The 25114-nt window shown below is 47.2% G+C and carries 16 protein-coding genes; all 16 read left to right on the plus strand.

The features are described from left to right. A partial coding sequence (locus ACJROR_RS04160) for a hypothetical protein (RefSeq protein WP_406545993.1) occupies positions 1-391 on the plus strand: 391 nt, incomplete at its 5' end. A gap of 158 nt (positions 392-549) precedes the next feature. Next, positions 550-1836 (plus strand): ATP/GTP-binding protein, encoded by a 1287-nt coding sequence (locus ACJROR_RS04165; RefSeq protein WP_406545994.1) that lies wholly within the window; start codon positions 550-552, stop codon positions 1834-1836. Then, entirely contained in the window at positions 1837-2493 is a 657-nt protein-coding gene (locus ACJROR_RS04170) for an RloB family protein (protein ID WP_406545995.1), read from the plus strand. Between the two features lie 400 nt (positions 2494-2893). Then, positions 2894-3994, plus strand: coding sequence for a 23S rRNA (adenine(2503)-C(2))-methyltransferase RlmN (gene rlmN, locus ACJROR_RS04175; RefSeq protein ID WP_406044045.1), 1101 nt, complete (start codon positions 2894-2896; stop codon positions 3992-3994). 19 nt (positions 3995-4013) lie between these two features. Beyond that, entirely contained in the window at positions 4014-4808 is a 795-nt protein-coding gene (locus tag ACJROR_RS04180) for a tetratricopeptide repeat protein (RefSeq protein WP_406545996.1), read from the plus strand. A 24-nt stretch (positions 4809-4832) separates the two neighbouring features. After that, positions 4833-6161: a helix-turn-helix domain-containing protein gene (locus ACJROR_RS04185; protein ID WP_406545997.1), complete on the plus strand. Its 1329-nt coding sequence runs from the start codon at positions 4833-4835 to the stop codon at positions 6159-6161. A 133-nt stretch (positions 6162-6294) separates the two neighbouring features. Then, a complete protein-coding gene (gene ispG, locus ACJROR_RS04190) occupies positions 6295-7401 on the plus strand; it encodes a flavodoxin-dependent (E)-4-hydroxy-3-methylbut-2-enyl-diphosphate synthase (protein ID WP_406545998.1) in 1107 nt (368 codons plus the stop codon). A 17-nt stretch (positions 7402-7418) separates the two neighbouring features. Next, positions 7419-8687, plus strand: coding sequence for a histidine--tRNA ligase (hisS, locus tag ACJROR_RS04195; RefSeq protein WP_406545999.1), 1269 nt, complete (start codon positions 7419-7421; stop codon positions 8685-8687). Positions 8688-8707: 20 nt separating this feature from the next. Next, on the plus strand, positions 8708-9511 hold the full coding sequence (locus tag ACJROR_RS04200; RefSeq protein WP_406546000.1) for a YfgM family protein: 804 nt from the start codon (positions 8708-8710) through the stop codon (positions 9509-9511). Positions 9512-9625: 114 nt separating this feature from the next. Continuing rightward, positions 9626-10834, plus strand: coding sequence for an outer membrane protein assembly factor BamB (bamB, locus tag ACJROR_RS04205; RefSeq protein ID WP_406546001.1), 1209 nt, complete (start codon positions 9626-9628; stop codon positions 10832-10834). Positions 10835-10979: 145 nt separating this feature from the next. After that, complete coding sequence (locus ACJROR_RS04210; RefSeq protein WP_406546002.1) at positions 10980-13289, plus strand: hypothetical protein; 2310 nt, start codon at positions 10980-10982, stop codon at positions 13287-13289. Between the two features lie 175 nt (positions 13290-13464). Further along, on the plus strand, positions 13465-14565 hold the full coding sequence (gene glf, locus ACJROR_RS04215; RefSeq protein ID WP_406546013.1) for a UDP-galactopyranose mutase: 1101 nt from the start codon (positions 13465-13467) through the stop codon (positions 14563-14565). Between the two features lie 79 nt (positions 14566-14644). Next, complete coding sequence (locus ACJROR_RS04220) at positions 14645-18661, plus strand: polysaccharide pyruvyl transferase family protein (RefSeq protein ID WP_406546003.1); 4017 nt, start codon at positions 14645-14647, stop codon at positions 18659-18661. 559 nt (positions 18662-19220) lie between these two features. Next, positions 19221-22472 carry an HAD-IIIC family phosphatase gene (locus ACJROR_RS04225; RefSeq protein WP_406546004.1) on the plus strand — a complete coding sequence of 1084 codons (3252 nt, stop codon included), beginning with the start codon at positions 19221-19223 and terminating at the stop codon, positions 22470-22472. A 427-nt stretch (positions 22473-22899) separates the two neighbouring features. Next, positions 22900-24564 (plus strand): ribosome biogenesis GTPase Der, encoded by a 1665-nt coding sequence (gene der / locus ACJROR_RS04230; RefSeq protein WP_406546005.1) that lies wholly within the window; start codon positions 22900-22902, stop codon positions 24562-24564. Beyond that, complete coding sequence (locus tag ACJROR_RS04235) at positions 24564-24965, plus strand: YchJ family protein (protein WP_406038182.1); 402 nt, start codon at positions 24564-24566, stop codon at positions 24963-24965. The genes der and ACJROR_RS04235 overlap by 1 nt, the downstream gene beginning before the upstream one ends. Positions 24966-25114: the final 149 nt, after the last annotated feature.

Below are 25114 nucleotides of genomic sequence, written 5' to 3' on the forward strand. Positions count from 1 at the left end.
GGTTTCTCTCTTCTATGCGGAGCCTCAGGTTTTTCTGATAAACCAAGCGAAGTATTTCTATGTTTCCCATCAGAATCAGTCGGTAAAGCGTCCGGAAGACAAGCTGAATGCAATTTTTTTAAACTGGGAGCATGAGCTCAAATGGGTGAAGGAGCAGGGATACCGTGATATCGGTTTCTGTAACTATAAAATGCTGATGCAGCTTCATTTCATGACGTCAAGGGTGCGGGATCCCGGTGAAGCGGCCAGGATTTACCGTTATGTTTGCGATAAGATTGACAGCATGTTCTTTCCGCTCCCTGAAGTGGCTCCGCTGCGTCATAAATTTGTGTGCCGGACATTATATTTGTCCGCTCTGTTCCGCCGCATTACCGGTTTTTGTTTCAGGTGACAGACTTGTTATTCAGGATTGTGAATATTGCTCTGGTCTGCGGGCTCACGGGTTGGTCTCAGTGCGTAAGTCATGGTACTTAAACCGCCGCAGCTGAGTCGGTGATAATTGCGACAGAGATGAAATTGCCGAAAATTCTGAGTGTTCATAGGTGAGTTATGCTGATTGATTTCAGAGTACAGAATTATTTGTCATTTAAAGACTCGCAGACGCTGAGTCTTATCGCCGGAAACAATGCTGATCTTCCTGATAACCTGATGTCTTTTGATAACCGCAGGAAACTGAGATTACTTAAAAGCGCTGCGGTATTCGGGGCTAATGCCAGCGGCAAATCCAATCTTATAAACGCTCTGTACCTGATGAAAACGCTTGTTACAGAGACGTTTAAGCCCGGTGAGCCCCTCCCGGTAACTCCCTTTAAGCTAAGTCAGGAATCCCGAGAAAGTCCGACGGAATTTGAAGTGACTTTTGCTGTTAACGGCGTGGTTTATCAGTACGGTTTCAGTGCTTCTCCGGCGCAGATTTTTGAGGAATGGCTTTTTGTCACTCCGAAAGACCGCAGTCAAAAATGGTTTGAACGCGTTTGGGACACTGAATCAAAACAGTATGCCTGGCGATTTGGGACGTATTTTCAGGGAACCAGACAGGTTTGGCTCAAGGCTACTCGGGAAAATGCTCTTTTTCTGACAACTGCGGTTTTGCTGAACAGCTCGCAGTTAAAGCCCGTTTTCGACTGGTTTGCAAACACGCTGCGGTTTCTGATTGGCTCAAGTTACTTTCCTCCGGTATTCAGCGCAATAATGTACAAGGACAATGAGCAAGTCAGAGAAAAGATTCTGAACTTCATGAAAATAGCTGATTTTAATATTTCTAATATTCATGTTGAAGAAGCGCCGCGGGAAAATCCGGATCTTTCAGAGTATCCAGAACCCGTAAGATTGTATATTGAACAGGAGATAAAATCTAAAAAAACTTTGAAAATCGTCACTAGTCACTTAGATGATGAAAATCAATCTGTTGATTTTGATTTTTTTAATGAATCTGATGGTACCAGAAGATTTTTTGCATTTGTCGGCCCTTTGATTGATGTGCTGCAGAATGGCTATGTTTTATGCATTGACGAAATTAATGTGAATTTGCATCCAAAACTGGTTAAATTTATAGTTAATTTGTTCCATAACAAAAATACCAATAAGAAAAATGCTCAATTGATTTTTACAACGCATGACACATCTGTTTTATCATTAAACTTTTTACGAGAAGATCAGATTTGGTTTTGCGAGCAGAATAAAAATCATTCTTCAGATCTGTTTTCGCTTTTTGATTTTAGGAAGCCTGTTATCGGGAAAAATAGTGATAATACGGATTTAAATATTGAAAAGTTGTATCTTGGCGGAAAATATGGAGCTCTCCCGTTTATTGGGGATGCGGAGGACGTTTTATAAATGGGAAGTGATGATTTATTTAAAAAGAAAAAAGCGGCCAGAGCAGCAAATCAGCTTGAACGAAAAAGAAAAAATAAGGAATTTAAGGCTAAAATTCTAATTGTGTGCGAGGGTGAAAAAACAGAACCTTTATATTTTGAAGAACTGAGAAAGAGGTACAGGATAAATACTGCCGATATTGAGATAGTGCATCCTAAAGGCTCAGATCCGATGAGTGTTTTTGAGAAAGCGGAACTATGCAGTAAATTATCCAAAAAACAAGGTTATCCTTACGACAGGGTTTTTTGTGTCTTTGACAAGGATTCTCATAAAAACTTAAGCCAGGCACTGCATAAAATGAGGAGCAATGGTTATGAGGATATTCTTTCCGTCCCCTGTTTTGAGTATTGGTTTATTCTGCATTTTTGTTATACTTGCAGTCCGTTTTCACCATCGGGAAGTAAATCTGCCGCTGATAATGTTATCATAGCATTAAAAAAGCATTTGCCCGATTACGAAAAGAAAGACAAATCGGTTTTTGGAAAACTGGAACCTCGCTTACCAACAGCTATAGAAAATGCCAGACGTGCTAACCAATTTGCCGAGAGTCACGGTACAGATAATCCTTCCACAAAGGTTGTCGATCTTGTTGAGTTTTTGATAAATTTAAATAATTAATCGCCGAATGCACTCGTAATACTATTCTAAAATAAAACATTTTAGTCATAAGCCTGTTTTTTAGGTTCTTTCGCACCATTGATTGGAATCGGCCAGAAGCAAATACATGAACAAAACGTCATATCGATAAAGCCGTTTCCATAACTGCTGCCCCCTTGTCAAAAAATAAGGGGACAAGGAATGACCAACATTAAGTGTAATAAAACGCTCTGGTTATGAACAAAAGTCTGCTGTGTGAACTGACCAGCATTGAGACCATCCAATGGTTGAACTCCCAGACTTTCCTGGGCTGTGAAATCATTCTCCATGAGGCTCGTTCTTTGTCACCTCCTTCGCAAAATGACACCGGGCCGTATCTGTGATAGAATCCGCCACGGTATTGTTTGCTCTGGGCGGGAAAATGTCTGACACTAAACTGAATCTCATGGATCTGGATCATGAGGGTCTCAATGATTTCATGCTGAGTCTGGATGAAAAGAAATTCCGGGCGGATCAGCTTATGAAATGGATCTATCAGTTCGGAGTAACGGATTTTTCCCGGATGACCAACATTAATAAGGCACTCAGAGAAAGACTGGCCTCCCTGTGCGAGATCCGGGCTCCCGAGGTCAAAGCCGAAGCCAGAAGCTCCGACGGCACCATTAAATGGGCTTTGGATGCGGGGGACGGTCAGCTGGTGGAAACAGTCTATATTCCCGAGGATGACCGGGCCACTCTCTGCGTTTCCACTCAGGTGGGCTGTCCTGTGGGCTGTCCCTTCTGCTCCACCGGGCATCAGGGCTTTAACAGAAATCTTACCACGGCGGAGATCATCGGCCAGGTCTGGCGGGCCACGGAATCTATCGGCTTTACTCCTGATGCCAAATACCGGGCCATCGACAATGTAGTGCTTATGGGCATGGGAGAACCGCTGTTAAATCTCAAAAATGTCATTCCGGCGATAAACATCATGCTGGATGATTTCGGTTTCGGCCTTTCAAAAAGAAGAGTTACCATATCCACCTCCGGTGTAGTGCCGGGCATTTTGGAGCTTATCGGCAAGGTTGACGTGGCTCTGGCCATTTCCCTGCATGCCTCTAACGATGCTCTCAGGGACAGACTGGTGCCCCTCAACAAAAAGTATAATATCGCCGAGTTTCTGGATGCGGTACGAAAATACGTAAGTTCCTCTAATGCCAATAGCGGCCGTGTTACTGTAGAATATGTGCTTCTGGCAGGGGTTAATGATTCAGAAAAACATGCCGAGGAGCTGGCCCGTCTTTTAAAACGCACCCCCTGCAAAATTAATCTGATACCGTTTAATCCCCACGGCGAAAGCTCTTTTATGAAGCCGTCCCGGGAAGCGCAGCAAAGATTTTACCAGGTTCTGTATGATCATGGTTATACAGTGGTTACCAGAAAAACCCGGGGCGATGATATCAAGGCAGCCTGCGGACAGCTGGCCGGCGAGGTCAGAAACAGGCTTAAAGCTGCTCAGGAAGAAGCTTCCGTTTCCGGGTGATTTTTTAGGATTTGCAAATATGAAGAGAATATTGGGTTTGCTGCTCATTTCAGCGGCTCTTGCCGGATGTGTTACCAGCAAGGAAGTCGTCATCGGCAAGGATGCCGATGGCAATGACATTGTCAAGGATGTCGGCAAGATTGACTACGAAAAGGCCTCCATTGCCAGATTGCGCCTTGCCAATGCCTATATTGCCCAGAAGGACATGACCAGAGCCAAGGAGAATCTGGAGATTGCCCAGAATTATGATCCTGACAGTGAGCTCCTGTTTCTTTCCTGGGGCAACTACTACGAGACGGTAAAGGATACGGAAAAAGCCCGGGAGATTTACGAGAAGTCCTACAGTAAGTTTTCCTCCTCCGGCACCACCTTAACCCAGTATGCCAATTTCCTGTGCAAATGCCATGAGTTGGATAAGGCGTTTGAGCTTTTTCATAAGGCGGTGGCCATTCCCAAATATGCTGACATTGGCTACACCTATGCCAGCGCCGCCCGCTGCGCTGCCGACCACGATAGGCATGACAAGGCCGGGGAGTATTTTGAAAAAGCCAGGCAGTATGGAGGATCCGATCCGGACACGCTGTACAGCTACGCTCTTTGGACATATTCTCAGAATCAATGCACCAAAGCTCACGATCTCATTCATACCTTTGGACTTTTTGTCAAGGAAGCTTCTCCGCAGGTTCTGGCTTTGAAAATCAAAATCGAGAAATGTCTGAAAAACTATGACGAAGCCTCCGAGCTGGGCCTCAGTCTTACCAGAAGATTCCCCCGCAGTCAGGAAGCCAAGGATTATATCAAGGGCAAGTTTTAACCCATACACAAGAATTGAAGAAAAATGACAGATACTAACACTGCGCCGGAGAACGGCGCTTCCCCGGCGGCGCAGCTGGGTGAGAGACTCAGATCTCTCAGAATCAGGCACAATCTCAGTCTTATTGACGTATCCGACAGACTGCAGATCAGAAGCCATGTGCTGAGTGACATGGAGAATGGAAATTTCAGCCATCTCAAAGAGGGCGAATGTCTCGCTTATGCCCGGTACATGGGTATAGATCTGGCTGAGGTCAGGGCGATTCTGGCTCAGTCGAAGAGTCAGGCGGCAGATGATGAAAGCTCCCGCATGCGCCTGATTCGCACCGGAGTGGGCATCGGAGCTCTGGCCGTTATTGCCGTAGGTCTTGCTCTTCTTATCGCTTCCGGAGGATCCGACGGCAAGCCTGAGGCGGAACAGGCCCTGATAGCTGAACCCGGCGCAGGCAACTCCGGCTCTCAGGAAGGCGAGGAGCTCAATCTTACGGAAATCAAGAGGAACAGCTCCGCTGCAAACCTTCCCGAACCTCCTAAGGCTGCGGATCCTCTTCCCGTTTCTCCTGCTGACGAATCCCTGTCTCTTTCCGGCAGCGATCCGGATGAGGGCGGTTCCGTTCTTCTGCCGGAGGAGACTCCTCCGGAGATTATCCCGGAAACCCCGGTGGAATCCGGCGTTATTACCTTTGACGAAGAACTCAAGGCAGCCGGGAATATTCCTGATGGCCCCTCCATGCTCCCCGATCCGGACAGAAGAACTTCCGGAATGGAAAAGCCGGGAGATACCGCGAAAAAGGACAATGCAGCAGGCAAAAATCCCAATGCCGGATATGGCATGAGGAAGCCGGAAATTGTGAACAATACCGCTGCTCCTTCGCATACCAGACCGGACACGGCAAAGAAGAATGATGCCAAAAAGCCGGGAACTTCAGGCGCTCCTGCTGCCGCGCCGGCTTCCCGGAAGCCTCTTAAAGCCGGAGAGGTAAGATCTCTCGCGGATGAAATGGGTCTCAAAAAGACTCCGGCTGCCGGCAAGGGAACTCCTCCCGCTAAACAGCAGTCCAATAAGCCAGATCCTAAAGCGCCTGCCCAGAAAGCAGCTCCCGCAAACCAGAAGACCGGCCCGCGCAATCTTAACGGCGCAAAGCCTGCCGCACCCGCTCCGGCTGCCAAACCGGGAAAACAGCCGGCTCTTAAGGCAGGCGAGGTGCGTTCGCTGGCAAGCGAGGGAGCAAAACCTGCTGCCAGGTCCGCTCCGGCTGCAGCCAATGTCAAGGTCAGGCAGGTATCAGGAAACGGTCGGGTCTATGACCCTGAAGAGGTCAGAAGAAAGGCTGACCAGGTTATGAAGAATTAATCCCCTGATGATGCCGGGCTTTGGGCGTCTTTGCGGCGAGTTTTTTATGAAAGCTCAGGCAGAAAAGCCGGGAAGACAGCAGTCAGCGGTCAGGCACAGGTTATAAACAGATCATAAATAAGGTCAGACAAGGATGAACTTCAGTGAGATAAAACGCCGCAAAAGCAGAAAGATCATGGTTGGCAATGTGCCGGTGGGCGGTGATGCTCCCATATCGGTGCAGAGCATGACCAATACCGATACTCAGGATGTGGCAGCTACCTTATGCCAGATCCGGGCTATTGCCGCTGCCGGAGCTGATATTGTGCGTGTCAGCGTGCCCAGCATGAAGGCTGCGGAAGCCTTTAAGGAGATTCGTTCCGGTTCCCCGGTTCCTGTGGTGGCTGATATTCATTTTGATTACCGCATTGCGCTTAAAGTGGCTGAATACGGGGCTGATTGTCTGCGCATCAATCCTGGCAACATCGGCAGCGAGGACAAGATCAGAGCAGTGGTGGAGGCGGCCAGGGAGCGTCACATTCCTATCAGAATCGGGGTAAACGGCGGCTCTCTGGAACGGGATCTTCTGGAACGCTACGGAGAACCCGTGCCTGAAGCTCTGGTGGAGTCCGCCATGCGTCATGTTGACATTCTGGATAAAATGAACTTCCCGGATTTCAAGGTCAGCGTTAAGGCCTCCAATGTTTTTCTGTGCTATGAGGCCTACCATCTCCTGGCCTCCCGGATTGATCAGCCTCTTCATTTAGGTGTTACCGAGGCTGGCGGACTCAGAAAGGGTACGGTAATAAGCTCCATGGGTCTTTCCTGGCTGCTTCGGGAGGGGATCGGCGACACCCTTAGGGTATCTCTGGCCGCAGATCCTGTGGAGGAAGTTAAAGTAGGGTTTGATATTTTAAAGGGCCTGGGGATCCGTTCCCGGGGTATCAGCTTTGTGGCCTGTCCTACCTGTTCCCGCCGGGGCTGCGATGTTATCGGGATTGTGAATACTTTGGAGGAACGTCTTTCTGACATTACCGCCAATATCACTGTGGCCGTCATGGGCTGTATCGTAAACGGCCCCGGAGAAGCCATGAGAGCTAATCTTGGTATTTGCGGCGCCAAGGATCGCAGTGTGTACTACGAGGACGGCCAGAGGAAGGAGCTTATTCCCAATGATGATCTTTTGCCGGCTCTGGAGCAGAGGATTCGGGATTATGTTAAAAATCACCCGGAGAAAGCATCCCGGGGGATGGTAGAATAAACAAAAAGGAAAATACCGTGTCAGCAAAAATTACCGCTATACGAGGCATGAACGATCTTGTTCCCGGACCGAGCAGCGTTTGGGCTCAGGTGGAACAGACGCTGATTGCCACCGCGGCTTCTTTCGGCTTCAGCGAGATCAGAACTCCGGTTATTGAAAAGACCGGCCTTTTCAGCAGAGCCATCGGCGAGGTTACCGATGTGGTGGAAAAGGAAATGTACACCTTCAAGGATCGGGACGGGGATCTGCTTTCGTTGCGTCCCGAAGGAACCGCCGGCTGCGTTCGCGCCTGTCTTGAAGACGGACTTATCCACAATCAGGAACAGCGTCTCTGGTACCGCGGCCCCATGTTCCGTCATGAACGGCCTCAGAAGGGACGCTACCGCCAGTTCCATCAGTTTGGCATTGAGGTCTTCGGGCTCACGGGGCCGGATATCGATGCGGAAATTATTTCTTTTTCCGCCATGCTCTGGAAAAAGCTGGGGCTTACGGATCATGTCAGACTGGAACTGAATTCTTTGGGTTCCTCGGAAGAACGTGCCAGATACCGGGATTCGCTGGTGGCCTTTCTGGAAAAATACCGTTCCGAGCTTGATGAGGATTCACAGAGAAGAATGTATACCAATCCTCTCAGGGTGCTGGATACCAAGGATGCTCATGTGGGGGAGATTCTTAAGGAAGCTCCCCGGCTTTCGGATTTCTTCGGATCGGAAACCAGAGCGCACTTTGACACCCTGAAGGAGCTTCTTACCGGCATGAGCATTGGCTATACCCTGAACGATCGTCTGGTGCGGGGGCTTGACTACTACAATCTGACAGTTTTTGAATGGGTAACCGAGGCACTGGGATCTCAGGGCACTGTGTGCGGCGGCGGCCGTTATGACGGACTGGTGGAGCAGCTGGGAGGCCAGCCTACGCCGGCGGTGGGCTGCGCAGTCGGTCTGGAGCGGCTGGTACTCCTTCTGGAGGCTCTGGATCTGGTTAAGCCGGCTCCTTCCGTGGATGTCATGGTTTGCTCCATGGGGGATCAGCCGGCCCGGGAGGCTCAGTATCTTGCGAATCGTCTTCGCATGGAGCTTCCGGAGACCCGTTTTATGCTGCACTGCGGCGGCGGCAAAATGAAGAAGCAGATGGCTCATGCCGACAAGGTAAATGCCCGTCTGGCCCTTATTCTCGGAGATGATGAGGTGGCCGGGCACCAGGTAACGGTTAAGAATCTTTCCAGCGGCGAACAGACCACTGTTCCGGAATCTGAAATTGCCGCATTTATAAAACAGCATATTTAGGATCCCAGGAGGACAGTAAAGTGGATATTTTAGAAGAAGACGAAAAGCAGCGGGAAGAAGAGCTGGAAAAGTGGTGGAAGGATAACTGGAAAAGCATTTTTGGCGGTGTTCTTCTGGCCATTGTCCTTATAGTGGCTGTTTATTTCTACCGGGATTATGTTACCAAGCAGAGACAGCGCGGCGCCAATGAGTTCTATGCTGAAGTGCTGAATGGCAATATCAATGATCCCAAGGGGCTGGAGACAGTTAAGACCTTTATCAGCGAGCACGGCGATGTTTACGGCGAGCTGGCTTCGGCGGTATTGGTGAAATCTTTGGTTTCCTCCGGCAAGTATGAAGAGGCTCTGACAAACCTTAAGGAAGCCATCGGCCGGGGCAATGACAGGATTCTGGACAATATCCTGAGAATCAGAGCCGCCCGTCTGGCTGTAGCTCTTAAGAGATACGACGAGGCCGAAGGCTACCTCCGCGCTGCCGGGGATGATGCCGTCAAGGGAGTGGTTACCGAGATTCGCGGGGATATCGCAGCAGCCAAGGGGCAGAAGCAGGAGGCCGTGAAGCTTTATCGCGAGGCTCTTGACCTGGTTAAGGAAGGCTTTGAGAAGCCGGGGCTCAAAATGAAGTATGAAAACCTGCTTTCTGACAAGGGCGTAAAGCCGGCTCCGGAGTTTGCCGCCAGCGCAGGATCAGAGGCCGCGGTATCTGACAATTCCGCACCCTCCGGCAGTGCTGCTGAGCCTTCAGAGACTGCGAATACTCAGGATGCCGCAGAAACCAAAGCTGAGACAGCGGACAAAACCGTAGCGGAAGCTCCGGCTAAATAAAATGGCCGGGAAAGCGGATTTCCGGCGGAAGCCGGATATTCAGGAACATGACAGGGCTCGATGAATCTCCGGGATTTTTCGGACAAGGTATAAACAGCAAAAAGGGCATAACAGATGGGGAAGCTATCCAGATTATTGCTGGCGGTTCTAGTAGGAGCCGGTATTGCGGGGTGTTCATCTGAGGTTGATGTGTACGTGCCGGTTCCGGTGCCCGAGTTTGAGAACCAGATTGATCTGGAAGTGGTCTGGAGCTCTTCCGTAGGTACCGGCGTGGGCAAATTCTTCTCTTCTCTGCATCCGGCCTTTGACGCGGAACGGGTTTATGCCGCATCCCGGAACGGTGATGTTTACGCTTTTAACAAGAAGAGCGGCAGCCGCATCTGGCATCTGGATCTGGATGACGAGGATGAAAACGATAATCGCCGTTCTGCCAGAATTTCCGGCGGCATAACCGTACGGGAGGATTTTGATACCTCCGTGATTTTGCTGGCCAGTGAAAACGGCTGGGTTTATGCGGTGGACGGAGTCAAGGGGGAACTCCTCTGGAAGCATTATACCGGAGAGGAGATTCTGGCTGCCCCGGCCATAGACGGGGATCGTGTTTTTGCACTGTCCTCGCACGGGCAGCTTTTTGCGCTGAACATGGAGGACGGCTCTGAGCTGTGGTCTACCGGCGATGATTCCTCCCAGTTTGCGGTACGAGGAGACAGTTCTCCGGTGCCGGTGCAGGGGGCAGTGGTATTCTATGGCACTGCTGACGGAAAGCTCAATATGGTGAATCAGGAGCGGGGGGTTCTTCTGAATCAAATCAAAGTAGGAGTGCCTCATGGTTCTACCAGACTGGCCCGGCTTAATGATGTGAATGCGGCTCCGGTGGTAATCAGCGATGAGCTTTATGTTATTGCCCTTAACGGTCAGTTCCAGGGCTTTAACCTTAACAATCCTTCCCGGCCGGTATGGGTAAGGCAGTATTCCTCCGTGGCCAATCCGGCTTATGATCTCAGCGATATTGCCATAACGGATCAGTCCGGCCATGTGTATGCCGTTATCCGCACTGACGGCTCAGAGCGTTGGAGTAATACCCAGCTAACCTACAGAAATGTTACCGGTCCTGCCTATGCCGGCGGCTATGTGGTGGTAGGAGATTATCAGGGGTATCTCTACTGGCTGGACAGCGCTACCGGGGAATTCCGGGCTAAAATGGAGCTTAATTCTTCCGGTATCTACACTGCTCCGGTGGCCGATGAAGACACGGTGTATGTGGTTTCCAGAAACGGCACTCTTTATGCCATCCGGGAGCAGCGCCAGGAATCAGAGGATTAATTCTCCGGATAGACAAAGGATTTCCATGGGAAAATTGAACGTGTGAGAAAAAACTCTGTCAGTTTATTTTAAATTTTTTCTGATATCCTGACCGCCGGAAGATATTCCATGTCGGTTTGATTATCCGAAATATGGATCAAAGATTATGAATCAGAAAGTTATTGTTGCGGCATTAGAGGCGAGAGAAAAATCCAAGTCAGGCCAACGTGCGGTCATCAATATTAGAATTGCGGCATTAGAGGCGGGGGAAAAATTTCTTCTTTCCGGAAATCAGCTTATAGAGTCATCATCTGTAAATGCCTTACGCAAGATCCATGGAGATTCATATGTATTGCGTTTCGGTTTTCAGGGAACAGTAAATGTTAAGGTTGGTATAAGCCGTTCGGGGTATTCCTTTGCGTGGATTGCCGACAAGCTGCTATCCGGTGCTGGAGATGCTGAAATTCCGTTGGATTTGTCGGCATTTGAGACTGGAATTATTGAAATTACCTTTTTTGCCATTACCGATGCAGCTGTTTACGAGACCTTTTCTTTGAGTGAGCAAATACCGGAAGAGTTTGAACGCAGCAAGGTTCTGTACGATTTTCTGTTTCCTTCTCTGGATTTATGTTCTGAAGAGCCTATCTACTGCACCTTCAGTAGTGGATTGTCATTTTTTTCTCATGAGGATCGGACGGTGCATCTTTATAAGGAAAGCTCCGTTAATTTTCTGACCTATTTTAATTCCTTCAGCTCCATGAAGTGGCTTAAGTATACCAATGTCAGAAATCTGTCTGTCTATCTTGAGCTTAAGGGAAATGTTGAAGTATCGCTTTTATATCAGCACAAGAAGGAATGCACCGTTATTGGCAGATTCTTTATTTCAGCGCCGGAACGCGGTGTTTACGTTCTTCCTGTGGCTCTGGAGGACTTCAGGGACGGAATTCTGGGAGTAGCCGTAAAAAATGTTCCCGGTTATTGTTTGGTATCTCAGGAGGAATCTCCGGAGAGCACACTGACGCTTCGAAGATCGGAGTTTGATGACCGTGATCGCAATGATGCTCCGGATACCGATGCTGCCGAAATTTACGGCGGCGGCTGGCTGACCAATGATATCGAAACTCAAAAGGTTAACCTTGGCATAGTCATTACCACTTTTAAACGTGATGAAGCTGTAAAGGCTGCAGTGTTGCGGCTGACCAGAGACATATCCGCACACGATATTTACCGGGACTGCATTGATATTGCCGTTATTGACAACGGGAAAACCCTGAATCCTGATGATGTAAAGGGTGCTCTGCTTATCCCCAATCGCAATCTCGGCGGTACCGGAGGCTTTACCCGGGGACTAATTCATTTTCAGGAAACCGGAAGGCATACCCATTGCCTGTTTATGGATGACGATGCCAGCTGTGAAGCCGGATCCATATTCAGAGCTCTTTCATTTCAGCGTCATGCCATAGATCATAGGGTATCTCTCAGCGGAGCCATGCTTTTTGAAAACATCAAGTTCATGCAATGGGAGAATGGTGCCTGGTTTGACGGGGGATGCCACTCTGTCAATCGCGATTTTGACATGAGAGATCCGGTAAAGGTCTTTGAAAATGAACAAGAGGCGGATAAGCGGATATATGGCGCCTGGTGGTTTTTCTTCTTTCCTCTTGACGTGGCAAAAAATTATGCGCTGCCGTTTTTTGTCCGGGGCGATGACATTGATTTTTCATATGCCAATGATTTCAAGGTAGTTTCCCTTAATGGTGTTTCCTGCTGGCAGCAGGATTTCAAAACAAAGGAAAACGCCATGACGGCTTATCTGTTCCTGAGAAGTCATGTGGTTCACCATCTTACAGTGCCGACCTTGAAGTGTTCGTTTAAAATTATAAAGAAGATTCTTCTGGGGCATTTTTGGGCATATAACAACTCTTATTACTACGGCACTGCGGCCTGTGTAAACCTTGCCATGCAGCATATAATGAAGGGGCCTGAATTTTGGGAGGATAATATTATTCCCACGGATGTCCTTAAGAAGATTAAGGAACTCAGCGCCTGTGAAAAGCCTGTTCCCTATACAGATGATGAATTGTCTGATATGGAACTGAAACAGGCAGAGACAAAATTTAAAACAAAGGTTCTGCCATTTTTTATCAGACGTAAAAGCCTCTACGGTCATCTGATGCCAGAGATCTGGATCAAAAAGACTGAGAAGGACATGCTTCCCAAGTGGATGACCCCGTATAAAGAATTTACCTATATGCGGAGTCAGGTGACGGTATTGGATGAACTGAACAGAACGGTCATGATTTTGAAAAGAGATCCGAAGGCGTATTTTAAGAATCTTTTTACTTTTGTAATACTGCTCGTTAAACTGCGGCTGACATTATCTTCTTTGCAGAAAAAATATATGGAGGCATTGCCGCGTCAGCGTTCCAGAGAGTTTTGGAAGGAACAGTTCAAGGAAGTGAAGGAATCAAAATAATTTTAAGAGTTATGGCAATATCTAATCGTTATTTTCCCTTTAGTGAGCAGGTGTTCGGAAGCGGAAGATGACATGTTGATCAAAGACATGTTCTGGTTGCGGGGATTTTGATGTTATTGTAATTGAGCCTTTGCCTCAGTCATGTAGCGACAGTGTTTTTTAGGAGTATGTGACTATGAATGTTGTTGTGGGATCTGGTATTTCCGGTGCCACTGTTGCCCGTCTTCTGGCTGACAGAGGAGAAAAGGTTTTAGTAATTGATCAGAAGCCTCATATCGGCGGTAATTGCTATGATTATTACGATGAGAACGGGATCTGCATTCACAAGTACGGTCCTCATATATTCCACACGGATCTGGAACCGGTTTGGATGTTTGTCAGCCGTTTTACTGACTGGTACCCCTACATGCACAAGGTGCTCGGCATGGTAGACGGGCAGCTGGTGCCGATTCCCTTTAACCTCAAATCAATTCATAAGGTATTTCCACAGAGTCTGGCGGATCGGCTGGAATCAAAGCTGCTGGAGCGTTTTGGCTTTAACAGAAAAGTGCCGATTCTGGAACTGAGACAAGCCAATGATCCGGATTTGGATTTCCTTGCTGATTATATTTATAAGAAGGTTTTCCTGATCTATACCATGAAGCAGTGGGGCTTAAAGCCTGAGGAGGTGGATCCAGGTGTAACCGCCAGAGTTCCTGTTTATGTGAGCCGTGATGACAGATATTTCCAGAACCGCTGGCAGGGCATTCCATCAGAAGGCTACACAGCCATGATTAAGAGGATGTTGGAACATGAAAATATCGAGCTTCGTCTCAGCACTTCATGGAAGGATGTCGAGGATCAGCATCTTAACGACCGGATATTCTATACCGGTTCTGCGGATCTTCTGATGTACAGAAAGCTGGGAGATCTCCCGTACCGCAGCATCAAACTGGACTTTAAGACCTTTAAGAAGGAATATTTCCAGCCTATTGCCGTGGTGAACTATCCGGAAAACTATGACTTTACCCGTATCTGCGAGTATAAGTATTTTCTGGACGATCGGTCTCCGAATACCGTGGTTTCCTTTGAATACTCGTCCAGCTATGAATACGGCAAAAACGCCCCTTACTATCCTATTAAAAGCGATAAGAACCTGGCCATGTATGATGAATACGTGAAGATGGCAAAATCACGCTTTAAGGATATATATTTCCTGGGCCGGCTGGGAGATTACAAATACTACGATATGGATAAGGCGATTGATCGGGCAATTCAGCTTGTAGCTTCGTTGTAAGATAAATAAATCTAATGCGGCGCGAAAGCTTTTGGCGCTGCGTTTTGTTATTGAAAAAAGTTTTGGAATAAAATCAGGTATGGATACAAAAAAAGTTGCCTACTTAGCATGGCTGGGCGTTAATTACGGCAGTACTCTTCAGGCTTACGCTCTTAATAAATCCATAGAAAAACTCGGTTACTTATGCGAGGTTATCGGCGGAGACGGGTTTATCAATGGTCAGAAGCCGGATCCTTCCCTAAAGGACGTTGATCCGAAGAAGTATGACTGGCAATTAACGAAGTACAACTTCAATCAGTTCATGTATAAGCATTTTGTATTCAATAAGGAACTGGGGATAATTCCCGGGAATTCCATGCTTACCCTGAACCAGCTGCAGGAAACAGAAAAGTTTGCCGCCTTTGTTTGCGGCAGCGATCAGATTTGGAAGCCCGGCTCCTTCTGGTTCAGTTCCAAGCAGTATTTGCATTTTGCTCCGACCTTCAAGAGAGTGTCCTACGCTCCTTCTGTAGGGTGGAAACGCATTCCCGAAAGCAGTCTGCAGAATATGGAGCAGTGGAAGAAATGGCTTTCCGGTGTGCCGTATCTCTCCACCAGGGAGAACACAGGAACTGCTCTGGTTCAGGATCTTACCGGCCGCCATACGGAAACCGTTGTGGATCCGACCATGCTGCTGACTCCCGCCGAGTGGGTTGAACAGATGAATGAGCCGGTATATTCTGCAGAAATCAAAAAGATTCTTGATTCCGGAAAAAAGTATCTGCTGGCTTATTTCCTTGATCATGCGGACAGCTTCAGAAAAAAGGTAGTAGCTCTAGCTGCTAAACTGGGGCTGGAAATAATCTGGCTTACCGGGCGTGACAATGTGGGGCCTTTGCAGGTTAACTGCGCGGAAACGGATCCGGCGGGTTTTGTAAATCTGATTAACAAAGCCGATTTTGTTTGCGTTGACGGTTTTCATGGCACGTGCTTTTCACTTAATTTTGGCAAGCCGATGGCTTTTTTTACCATGCACAGGGATTTTGATAAAGCCAATGACACCAGAGTTTCGGATTTATTTTCCAGAATGGGTCTTAACCATGATAAGCACATTGTTAATCCAGACACCGTGGTTGATGATATTGCATTAAGCTATGATTTCAAACAGGTGGGAGAGGCTGTCTCCCGAGCTCGGGAAAAGTCCGCAAAATATCTTAAGGATGCTCTTTTGGGAGCTTCTGAAAACAAGGGCGATCTTTATGATCTTGTTCAGAAGGAAAAGAAGTTAATCATCGATGATTACGCAGCTTTTGTTAAGGCCGTTAAAAAGAAGAGTGTCATAGACGAGCATGAGAAACAGATGATAACGGATTTTTCATACAAGTATAATGCTGAAATCTGGGAAATGCAGACTGTTGATAACAGCAAGATTCTGGTGCCGAGGCTCAGAGAAAATGACAGGGGGCGTTTTGCTTATTATTTGCTGCCTGAAGAAATCACAAATCAAAGCAAATGCTTTGTGAAGTTCCAAATATATGTTCGCTCATCTCAAACCGTCAATATTCATTTTGCCAATTCAAAGACCGGAAATTTTGTGATTGCTTACAGGCTGAGACCGAATTCCGCTTCTTGGCAGGAACTGATTCTGGAGTTTGCGCAAAGTGAGGATCGATTTGATGCCATCATGGTTGGCGCCAAACAGATTTCCGGCGATGATCGCGGGTTCGGAATCAGAAATGTATGTTTAGCGGAAAAATTTATCCCGGCTGGCACTGCAAGCGTTCACAATATTAAATCCCATTCTGTGATGACAGTAGTCCGGAAATCATCCTGTTCCGGCTGCGGCGCCTGTGCCATGCTGTGTCCTAAAAATGCCATAACCATGACGGAGAACGATGAGGGCTTCCTCACTCCGCAGGTAGATCCGGGGAAGTGCACAGATTGCGGGCAGTGCCTTAAAAAGTGCACATCGGAGCATCCCAGCTACAAGAATGCCGAGAATCCTGAATGTTATGCGGTAATGGCCTCCGATGATATCAGAAAAGTCAGCTCCTCTGGCGGTTTTTTCACAGTGGCTGCCAATTATGTTCTAAGTCAGCAGGGCTATGTCTGCGGCGCGGCCTATGATGAAAACTTCAGGGTGCATCATATTATCATCAGCGATCCCAAGGATTTGCCCCGGCTCCGCGGTTCTAAGTACATGCAGAGCAATCTTGGGACGGTATTTAAGGATATCAGGGAGCTTCTTAAGCAGAAGGCTCTGGTGCTGTTTACCGGAATGCCCTGTCAGGTTGCCGGTCTTCATTCCTACCTGAATCGTGATTACGACAATCTGATTACCGTTGATCTTCTTTGCCACGGCATATCATCCTCCAAGGTGTTTGAGAAGTATCATAAGGATGTGCTGGAGGGCAAGCCTCTCAAGCGTCTGGAGTTTAAAGAAAAGGAGCCCTGGGGCTGGCACGCCGGAATCAATGCTTATTTTGAGGATGGCACCAAATATTCTCATCCGCTGGAAGAGGATATGTATTATGCAGCTTATCTGAAATCCCTCTCCAAAAATACCGTGTGCAGCGCCTGCGCATCAAATCATCTTCCCAGACAGGGGGATGTTTCCATCGGGGATTTCTGGGGAATATCCACAGCTGATCCGAGCATGTTTGATCCCCGCCTGGGCACTTCGGTTGTTTTGGTAAACAACGATAAAGGAAAGAGCTTTTTTGAAAAAATCAGAACAGATTTTGCCAAGACGAAAAAGGAGCGTTTATCTGATGCCGTTAAGATAAACAAGATAATCAATGATTCCTACAGTCTTCATAAAAACAGAGATCTGTTCTTCAGGTTATATGATAAATGTGATTTTGCTTCTGTTGTTCAGGGATGCCTCAATAACAATTGCTATGATGTTGAGAGAAAGCATTTACTGACATTTTGCCAGGAAAACGAAGTGGAGTTTTTCTATTTGGCCAAACACGTGGCTCAGAAGGCCAACGGCAGAAAGATTGTTACCTACGGAAAATCCCGGGAGTTTAATAATCTCCTTAATAAATTCTTCGGGCTGTCTGTTGCTTTTACCCTCACGGAAGACAATGAAAAAGCAGATGAAGTAAAATCGTTCTTGCCGAAAGCTGTTTATCATAAATCTGCTGATTTTTTTGTGGTCAGCGTTGCAGCTTCGTACAAAGCAGAATTTGCGTTGAGGCTGAAAAAGTCCGGATATCGCAATCTTGATGATTATATTTTCAGAGTTCATAAGCCGATTATTCTGAACGAGCTAGATCTCTCGCAAAACAGGTACGAGGACGCTTACGGAAATACCATAGAAGGATGGTCAGGCGTAATTTCTTCTGTTGTTATACGCGGCTGCAACAATCATGTGGTAATAGGGAAGTCTGTATTGAAGACTGAAAATCTGAAACTTGATTTGGGATCAAATTCTTATATTTCATTCGGGGAAAACTGTCGGATAAACAGTGATATAAAGGTGACAGTGTTTGGAGCCTCTGGAAGTTCGGAGGTTGTTTTTGGAAATAACTGCCGTCTGACCAGCGGAGAGGTGCGTATGTTCAATCATCCTGCCCGGACATCCGTAAGGGTGGGTAACAATACTACCTTTGAAACAAATCTGGAGCTTCATGCGAATGTCGGCAAGAAACTCATCATCGGGAATGACTGTATGATTTCCCATTTCGTTGAGATGTGGGCAGGTGATGGTCATACTGTTTTTGATGTTAATACCGGAAAAAATATTAACAGCAATTACGATAGTCTTCCGGACTATAAGAATCAGCTCGTCATCGGTGACCATGTCTGGGTTGGCAAGGGAGCGTTCATCATGCACGGAACAAATATTGCTGCCGGAAGCATAGTCGGCGCCAAAAGCGTTGTTAAAGGAAGATTCTCCAACAACTGTGTCATTGCTGGTAATCCTGCCCGCTGTGTTAAAAGGGATGTGGCATGGAGCCGCGATATGTTTGGCACGGATATGAAAAGGGATTGCGGGGATATCAGCTATGTCGCCAAAACAAAGGATAAACCGGTTCCCCAGCGTAAGCCCCGCAGGCTGGTAACAGGATTGACTAAGGGGTTAAAAAAAATCGTTTTCTTCCATAAGTAAGATATTTGGTTTCGATAAGCAGTCCTGGATCCACTTGATGGATATTTGTAAGTACCCCTCTAATGGAGGGGCCTTGTTAATAAGGTTGATTATTTACTTATCCACCGGGAACAGATAAAGATCCAGTTGTTTGGGGGAAGAGCTTGCAATACAAACTGCGATACAAAATTGCAGGTTTTCTGGCAAAGAAGCGTTGGTTATATGAGATGTCAAAAACACTTGTCAAGCTCTTCATGCTTTGATAATTATTGTGTTAATTATCAAACATTGTTTGCCAAATAGATTAGTGTGGTTAAAAATATCGATTTTGAACAAAAAATCAAAAACAGAAGCCTTTGTTTTAGTAATTCGTTTTGTTGTAAAAGTGCATATTTTTATTTATTTTGCCGTGCTCGTAGATCTTCCAAAGAGTGGCGCAAAAATCTAATAATGTTAGTTATTTGAATAAATAAAGGCTTGTTGTCTATAACTATATTTTTGCTCATAAAAGAACTTTTGTACAAAAATATTTTTACAATTCGTTTTTGATAAATGTCTTTGTAAGATAATAGGGCTTTTAATGGATACAGTTAAGTTGATCATTTGGGACATGGATGAAACCTTCTGGAAGGGAACTCTTTCCGACGGTGAGGTTTCTCCGGTACCCCGGAATATCAGTATTGTAAAACAGCTTACTGATCGGGGCATTGTAAATTCCATTTGCTCAAAGAATGATTTGCAGAAGGTTAAGGATGAACTCAGCGGTGAAAAATTTGAAGCTGTCTGGGATTATTTTGTGTTCCCTTCTGTTGACTGGACTCCCAAGGGGCAGCGGGTGGCCGCTATCATTCGGGACATGAATCTCCGTCCGGTAAACTGTCTCTTCCTTGATGACAATCTTAACAATCTTAACGAAGCCAAGTTTGTTACCCCTGACCTGCAGATTGCCACTCCCGAGGAGTTTTACTGTATTCTTGATTCCGAAAAAGACGCCTTTGCCGGCAAGGATGACTCATCTCATTCCCGCCTTAATCATTACAAGATTCTCGAAAAGAAAGCTGCGGAGAGAAGTCATTCCGCTTCCAATGAGGAATTCCTGATCCAATCTGAAATTAAAGTCGAAATGACAGAGAAGGATTTGGATCTTCATCGGATACATGAGATGATTCACCGGAACAATCAGCTTAATTTCACCAAGGATCGTATCAGCGAGGATCAGGTTAAGGCAATTTTTACCGATCCCGCCGTCAGAAGCGGTGAAGTGCATGTAACTGACAAGTATGGTGATCATGGCATTGTAGGCTGCTATGCTCTCAAGGATGGCAGACTTCTTCAGTTTGTGTTTTCCTGCCGCATTCTGGGTATGGGGGTAGAGCAGTATGTCTATGAACAGCTAGGCTGGCCGGAGATTTCCGTGGTCGGGGAGGTAGCTTCAAAGCTTACCAAAGGCGAGCGCATTACCTATATAAATCGGCCCTCGGCAACGGCATGCTGCGGCTGCGATACGGCATCCGCAGCATCCACCGCCACTTCTTCCTCTGGAAATCCCAAAATCCCCGGAATGCTTCTGGTATATGGCAACTGTCCTCTGAGACCGGTATGGGCCTATATCGAGAGCAAATTTGAGAAGTCTCTTTTTCATCTCATTAACCCCATGCCTCCGGTGTGCAATCTGGGCCTTATGTGTCACACCGATTATTCTCTTCTGGATGAATATTACAGTTTTACCAATACTCTTGATCTTAATACCTTCGATAAAGACCTGCTGTCGGGAGCGGTGAATTACCTTTTGATATCCTTTATCAATGAGCTTACCTGCTTTAAGTATTCTTTTAAGGATGATCCGGGCAGATACTTTTATTCTGCAAAAATCAAGGATTGCGACACCAGACTTGCTGAACAAAAGATTTCCCCTGATGATCTTTATAATGAAATGGCGGCCCTTGCGGCGCATCTCAGCGGCAAAACCGTTATTTTCATCCTGATATCTCCGGAGGTAGTATTCAGCATCAAGGGCAAGAATGCGGATTATTACGACAGAATAAACTCCAATCTCGTAGCTGAAAAGCTGGCCCGTGAGTATTCCAACATTAAGCTTATAGACATCAGAAAGTATGCGAGACAGGAATCCGACTTCTTCGAAACCGTAGTTAACCATTATAACCGCGCCATAGGCTATGCCTGCGCCAGAGATCTTCTGGAGCAGATTTCAGGTAATGGTTCTGCCATTTCTTTGGATGACGCCAGAGAACCGGAGCCGCCGAAGATTCCTGCCAATGCTTTAACAAGCAAGGTCAAAAGCAAGAATTATGATATCAGCTACACGTTGTACATCAGAAATGCGGAGCTCCATTTTTCTGTTTCCTCTCAGGATCTTTCGGATGTGAATTATGATTTCCGGGTTTACTGCAACCGCTATGAAATCTGCCGTATCAGCTCTGATAAGCCGGAATTTACCATAAATGTGGCGATTCCGGGCATGTATTTTGTGCATACGGTTATTTCCAGAAATACCGCTCAGGAAAAGTCCAAAAAAGATATAGTCTGCTTCTTCTTTACCGGGAAGCTCAGCTATTCTGAGTACAACTATGTCCAATACATCGACCCGGCCGCGCCGAATTATGATTTTTGCATCAACAGCCTGAATCAGTTTACAGGAACCAATGCCAGTGTAAGGCATGGCTATGCCAGATTTATCCAGCAGCTTCTGGAGTTGTCCTGCAAGGGTGTCAGCATTGGTCAGTATCTTTTGGAAAAGAATATCAGAGAAATCGATGTGTTTTTCGATGACAAGGATGTCGGAAAAGCCGTGCTTGCCAATCTGGCTATATCGGGTATTTCCATCCGTCATGTTTTTACCATCGATAACGTCATGTCAATATATGTGCCTGCTCTTTTCAAGACCTATCAGGTGCGGAACATAAATGATACCCTGCCGTTCGTCAGAGGGGATTCCCTTTTGGTATGCCCCATTAACTGTCAGCGTCCTTATGTGAATAAGCTCAGTCTCAGCAAGGCCTCCTGTTATTTTCTGGACTATATCCTGTCCGTCATGATGACGAGAACCTATTTTCCCGATACCGGGGACAGTCTGGTCATTGCGGTGCAAACCGGCGGTTTTTATCCGGGATACTTCGCCTTCAGACGCGCAGAAGCCACGCTCCTCCCGGAAAGAAAGCATTTCACCCTTTCGAATCCGGTTTCCCGGCAGCTTTTAATGCAGCATAAGCTGTCCTCTTTTGCCGATTTCATAAAGAAGTCAAATTTGGACAAGCTGATTGAAACCCTCAAGAGTCCGGCCTTAACGCAAAAGGATGGCTGTCAGTTTTTTAAGGATCAGAAGGGCCCTTATCTCAATATTGAACATGGTTTTCGAAAAACGGTCGGTGTGCCGGCAAAATACAAAGGGACAGTTTATCTCGTGGGAAACTGTATCAGCTTTGGCGCCGGCTGCAGTGATGAAGAGACCATTGCCTCCTTCCTGCAGCAGAGTCTTAAGCTCCCTTACCGGGTGGTTAACTATTCAAACTTTGTGTGGGACGACTGGAACAAGGCCATTGAGCTGTTGAACAGCACCAGGTTTACCAAGGATGATGTTGTAGTGCTGCTTTTGCCTAACAAGATTCTTCCTCAGGAGCCGCAGCTTCTCCATTGGATCAATTATGACGGACTTCCGGATAAGGTTGTTAAGGTTGATGCGCTGCCGCTGTTTTATAAAAAAGATCGTCCGATATATTTCACTCTTCCCAATGCCTATTCTCCGGAATGCAATAAGGCGCTGGCTGATTTGATCATGAAGGCGATTATGGAGCATCGTGGTTCCGGTGTTTAATACAGGCGATAAATCAGAAAGCAGGCTGCTAACGTTTCAGCAGGATTTGAGTTTCTCCAGTAACGATTTTGAAAAGGATGAAAACGAGCTCGATAACGCAAGTTGCGAGGCGGTATTTTTTGTTTTCCGTCTGTTTCTGGACGCTCAATGGAGTCAGCTTCTTTGTTATCAGCGCTATTGATTTTCGGCAGGCATTTTCAGTCTTTGAGTGCCTGGTCTGCATCAGGGGAGAATGATCTGCTGCATGCCCAGGGCCTTAAGAATTTGTCTCTTAGTTCCAAAGAAGTTATTTCCGGAGTCAGGGCTTTTCTCAGGTGCGATTTTCTGCGATACTGTGACATGTGACACTGTTAAACTGATATTAATATGATACAGACCCGGTTCCGGATTTGCGGAGCCGCTTTTGTTTAAAAAAGGAAAAATTTTCATGACAAAGGTAGTAGCTCTTGTAGGGCGGCCCAATGTAGGCAAATCTACTCTCTTTAACCGTCTTACCAAAACCCGGGATGCCCTGGTGGCAGATTTTCCGGGACTTACCCGGGATCGCAAGTATGGCCGGGCCATGTATCAGGATCATGAATATATTCTCATTGATACCGGCGGCATAGACGGCAGCGAGGAGGGCATTGAAACCCATATGGCGGAGCAGTCCCTGCTGGCCATTGACGAAGCTGATCTGGTGCTGTTTCTGGTGGATGCCAAGAACGGGCTCTCCGCCGGCGACTATATGATTGCCGACTATGTACGGAAGCAGGATAAGAAGGTTACTGTGGTAGCCAATAAGATAGACGGCATGGATCCCGATGTGGTAGTGGGGGAATTCTATGCTCTGGGTCTTTCCGGTGAGATTTACCCCATTGCCGCGGAGCATGGCCGGGGTGTGGGAGTTCTTTTGGACGAGGTAGTGGCTCCCGTGCTGGAGGATGAAGCCGAAAAGCCCCGTTTTGAGGCTGGCCCTTTTGATGATCCTGAGGCTTTGGAGTGGGAAAAGGGCTTTGATTTTCTCGATAATGTTCCGGTGGACAAGGAGGCCGGCGGCTTTAACTGGTATGAGTGGAAGCAGCGGCACAAGCCCGGAAATCAGGATGCGGCCGGTAACGAAGCCGGAAACACCGCAGGTAATGACGCAAAAGACGCAGCATCTGACAAGAATGCTGATGAGACGCAGGGTGCGGTGCCCTTTGCGGATCTTCCGGTAAAATTTGCCATTGTAGGCCGTCCCAATGTAGGCAAATCCACCCTGACCAACAGAATGCTGGGAGAGGATCGGGTAGTGGTCTATGATGAACCCGGCACCACCAGAGATTCTATCTACATTCCTCTGGACAGAGACCGGGATCATTACATTGTTATTGATACCGCCGGCGTCAGAAAGCGCAAGAAGGTTAACCTCGCAGTGGAAAAGTTTTCAGTGGTGAAGACTCTCCAGGCCATAGAGGACTGCAATGTGGCTCTTCTGGTTATTGATGCCAATGCCGGGGTTACCGATCAGGATCTCAGCCTACTGAGCTTTATTATTCAGTCGGGCCGGGCTCTCGTGATCGCCGTTAACAAGTGGGATGGTCTTTCCCAGGAGGTTAAGGAGAAGATCAAGACCGAGCTCAATCTCCGGCTTGGCTTTGTGGATTTTGCCGAGGTGCATTTTATTTCCGCGCTGCACGGCACCGGCGTGGGCAATCTTTTTGATTCCATAAAGAGAGCCTATGCTTCCGCCACCACCCGGGTGGGTACCTCAAAGCTTAACCGTATTCTGGAAATGGCGGTAAGGCAGCTGGAGCCCCCCATGTCCGCTGGCCGCCGCATTAAGCTCAAGTATGCTCATGCCGGCGGTTATAATCCCCCCAGAATCATTATTCATGGCAACAAGACCCGGGATCTCACTGATTCCTACAAGCGCTATCTCACCAACTATTTCCGGGAAAGTCTCAAGATTGTGGGCACCCCGGTAAGCCTGGAATTTCATGAGGGTGATAATCCCTTTGAAAATAAGAAAAACAAGCTTACTCAAAGCCAGATCCGGGCTAAGCGGCGTCTCATGAAATTTGTGATGTCCAAAAAGCGGAAGGAAGCTCGGAAGAAGGACAAGCGGTAATGCAGAAATATGATCTCTCAAAGTGTCCCTGCGGGAGCGGCAGGTCATATGCGGAGTGCTGCGCGGGGCTTCATAACGGAACCCGGCAGGCGGAGACTCCTTTGGAGCTCCTCCGGGGCCGTTACACTGCCTATGCGCTTCTGAACGGCGATTATATCAAGGCCTCCTGGCATCCGGATTACTGTCCCAATATGCCTGCGAGACTGATGGTTGCCGACTACAAGAAGATCAAACTCACCGGTCTCATTGTTATTCGGGAGGAAATCACGGGAGATCGGGGCATGGTGGAATACCAGGCGAGACTTCGCATTGGGGCCAGATTTGACTGTATCCATGAAATTGCCAATTATGTGAAGACTGAAGGAAAGTGGTATTACACGGACGGCGAGCTGGTTCGTTAACTGCTTTTTTAACCGGTATGCCATTCTTCAAATAAGCCTTTTCCGCGCAGCTTTTTCAGATCCGAGCTTTTTCAGATCCTCTTTCCGAAAACCTGCCATCACGAAAAGGCGTTTTTTTTTTCTGTAAGCCTTATCCAGAGATCAGGCTC

Origin of the sequence: Succinimonas sp. (genome assembly GCF_045225735.1) — a bacterium.
Classification (GTDB): Bacteria; Pseudomonadota; Gammaproteobacteria; order Enterobacterales; family Succinivibrionaceae; genus Succinimonas.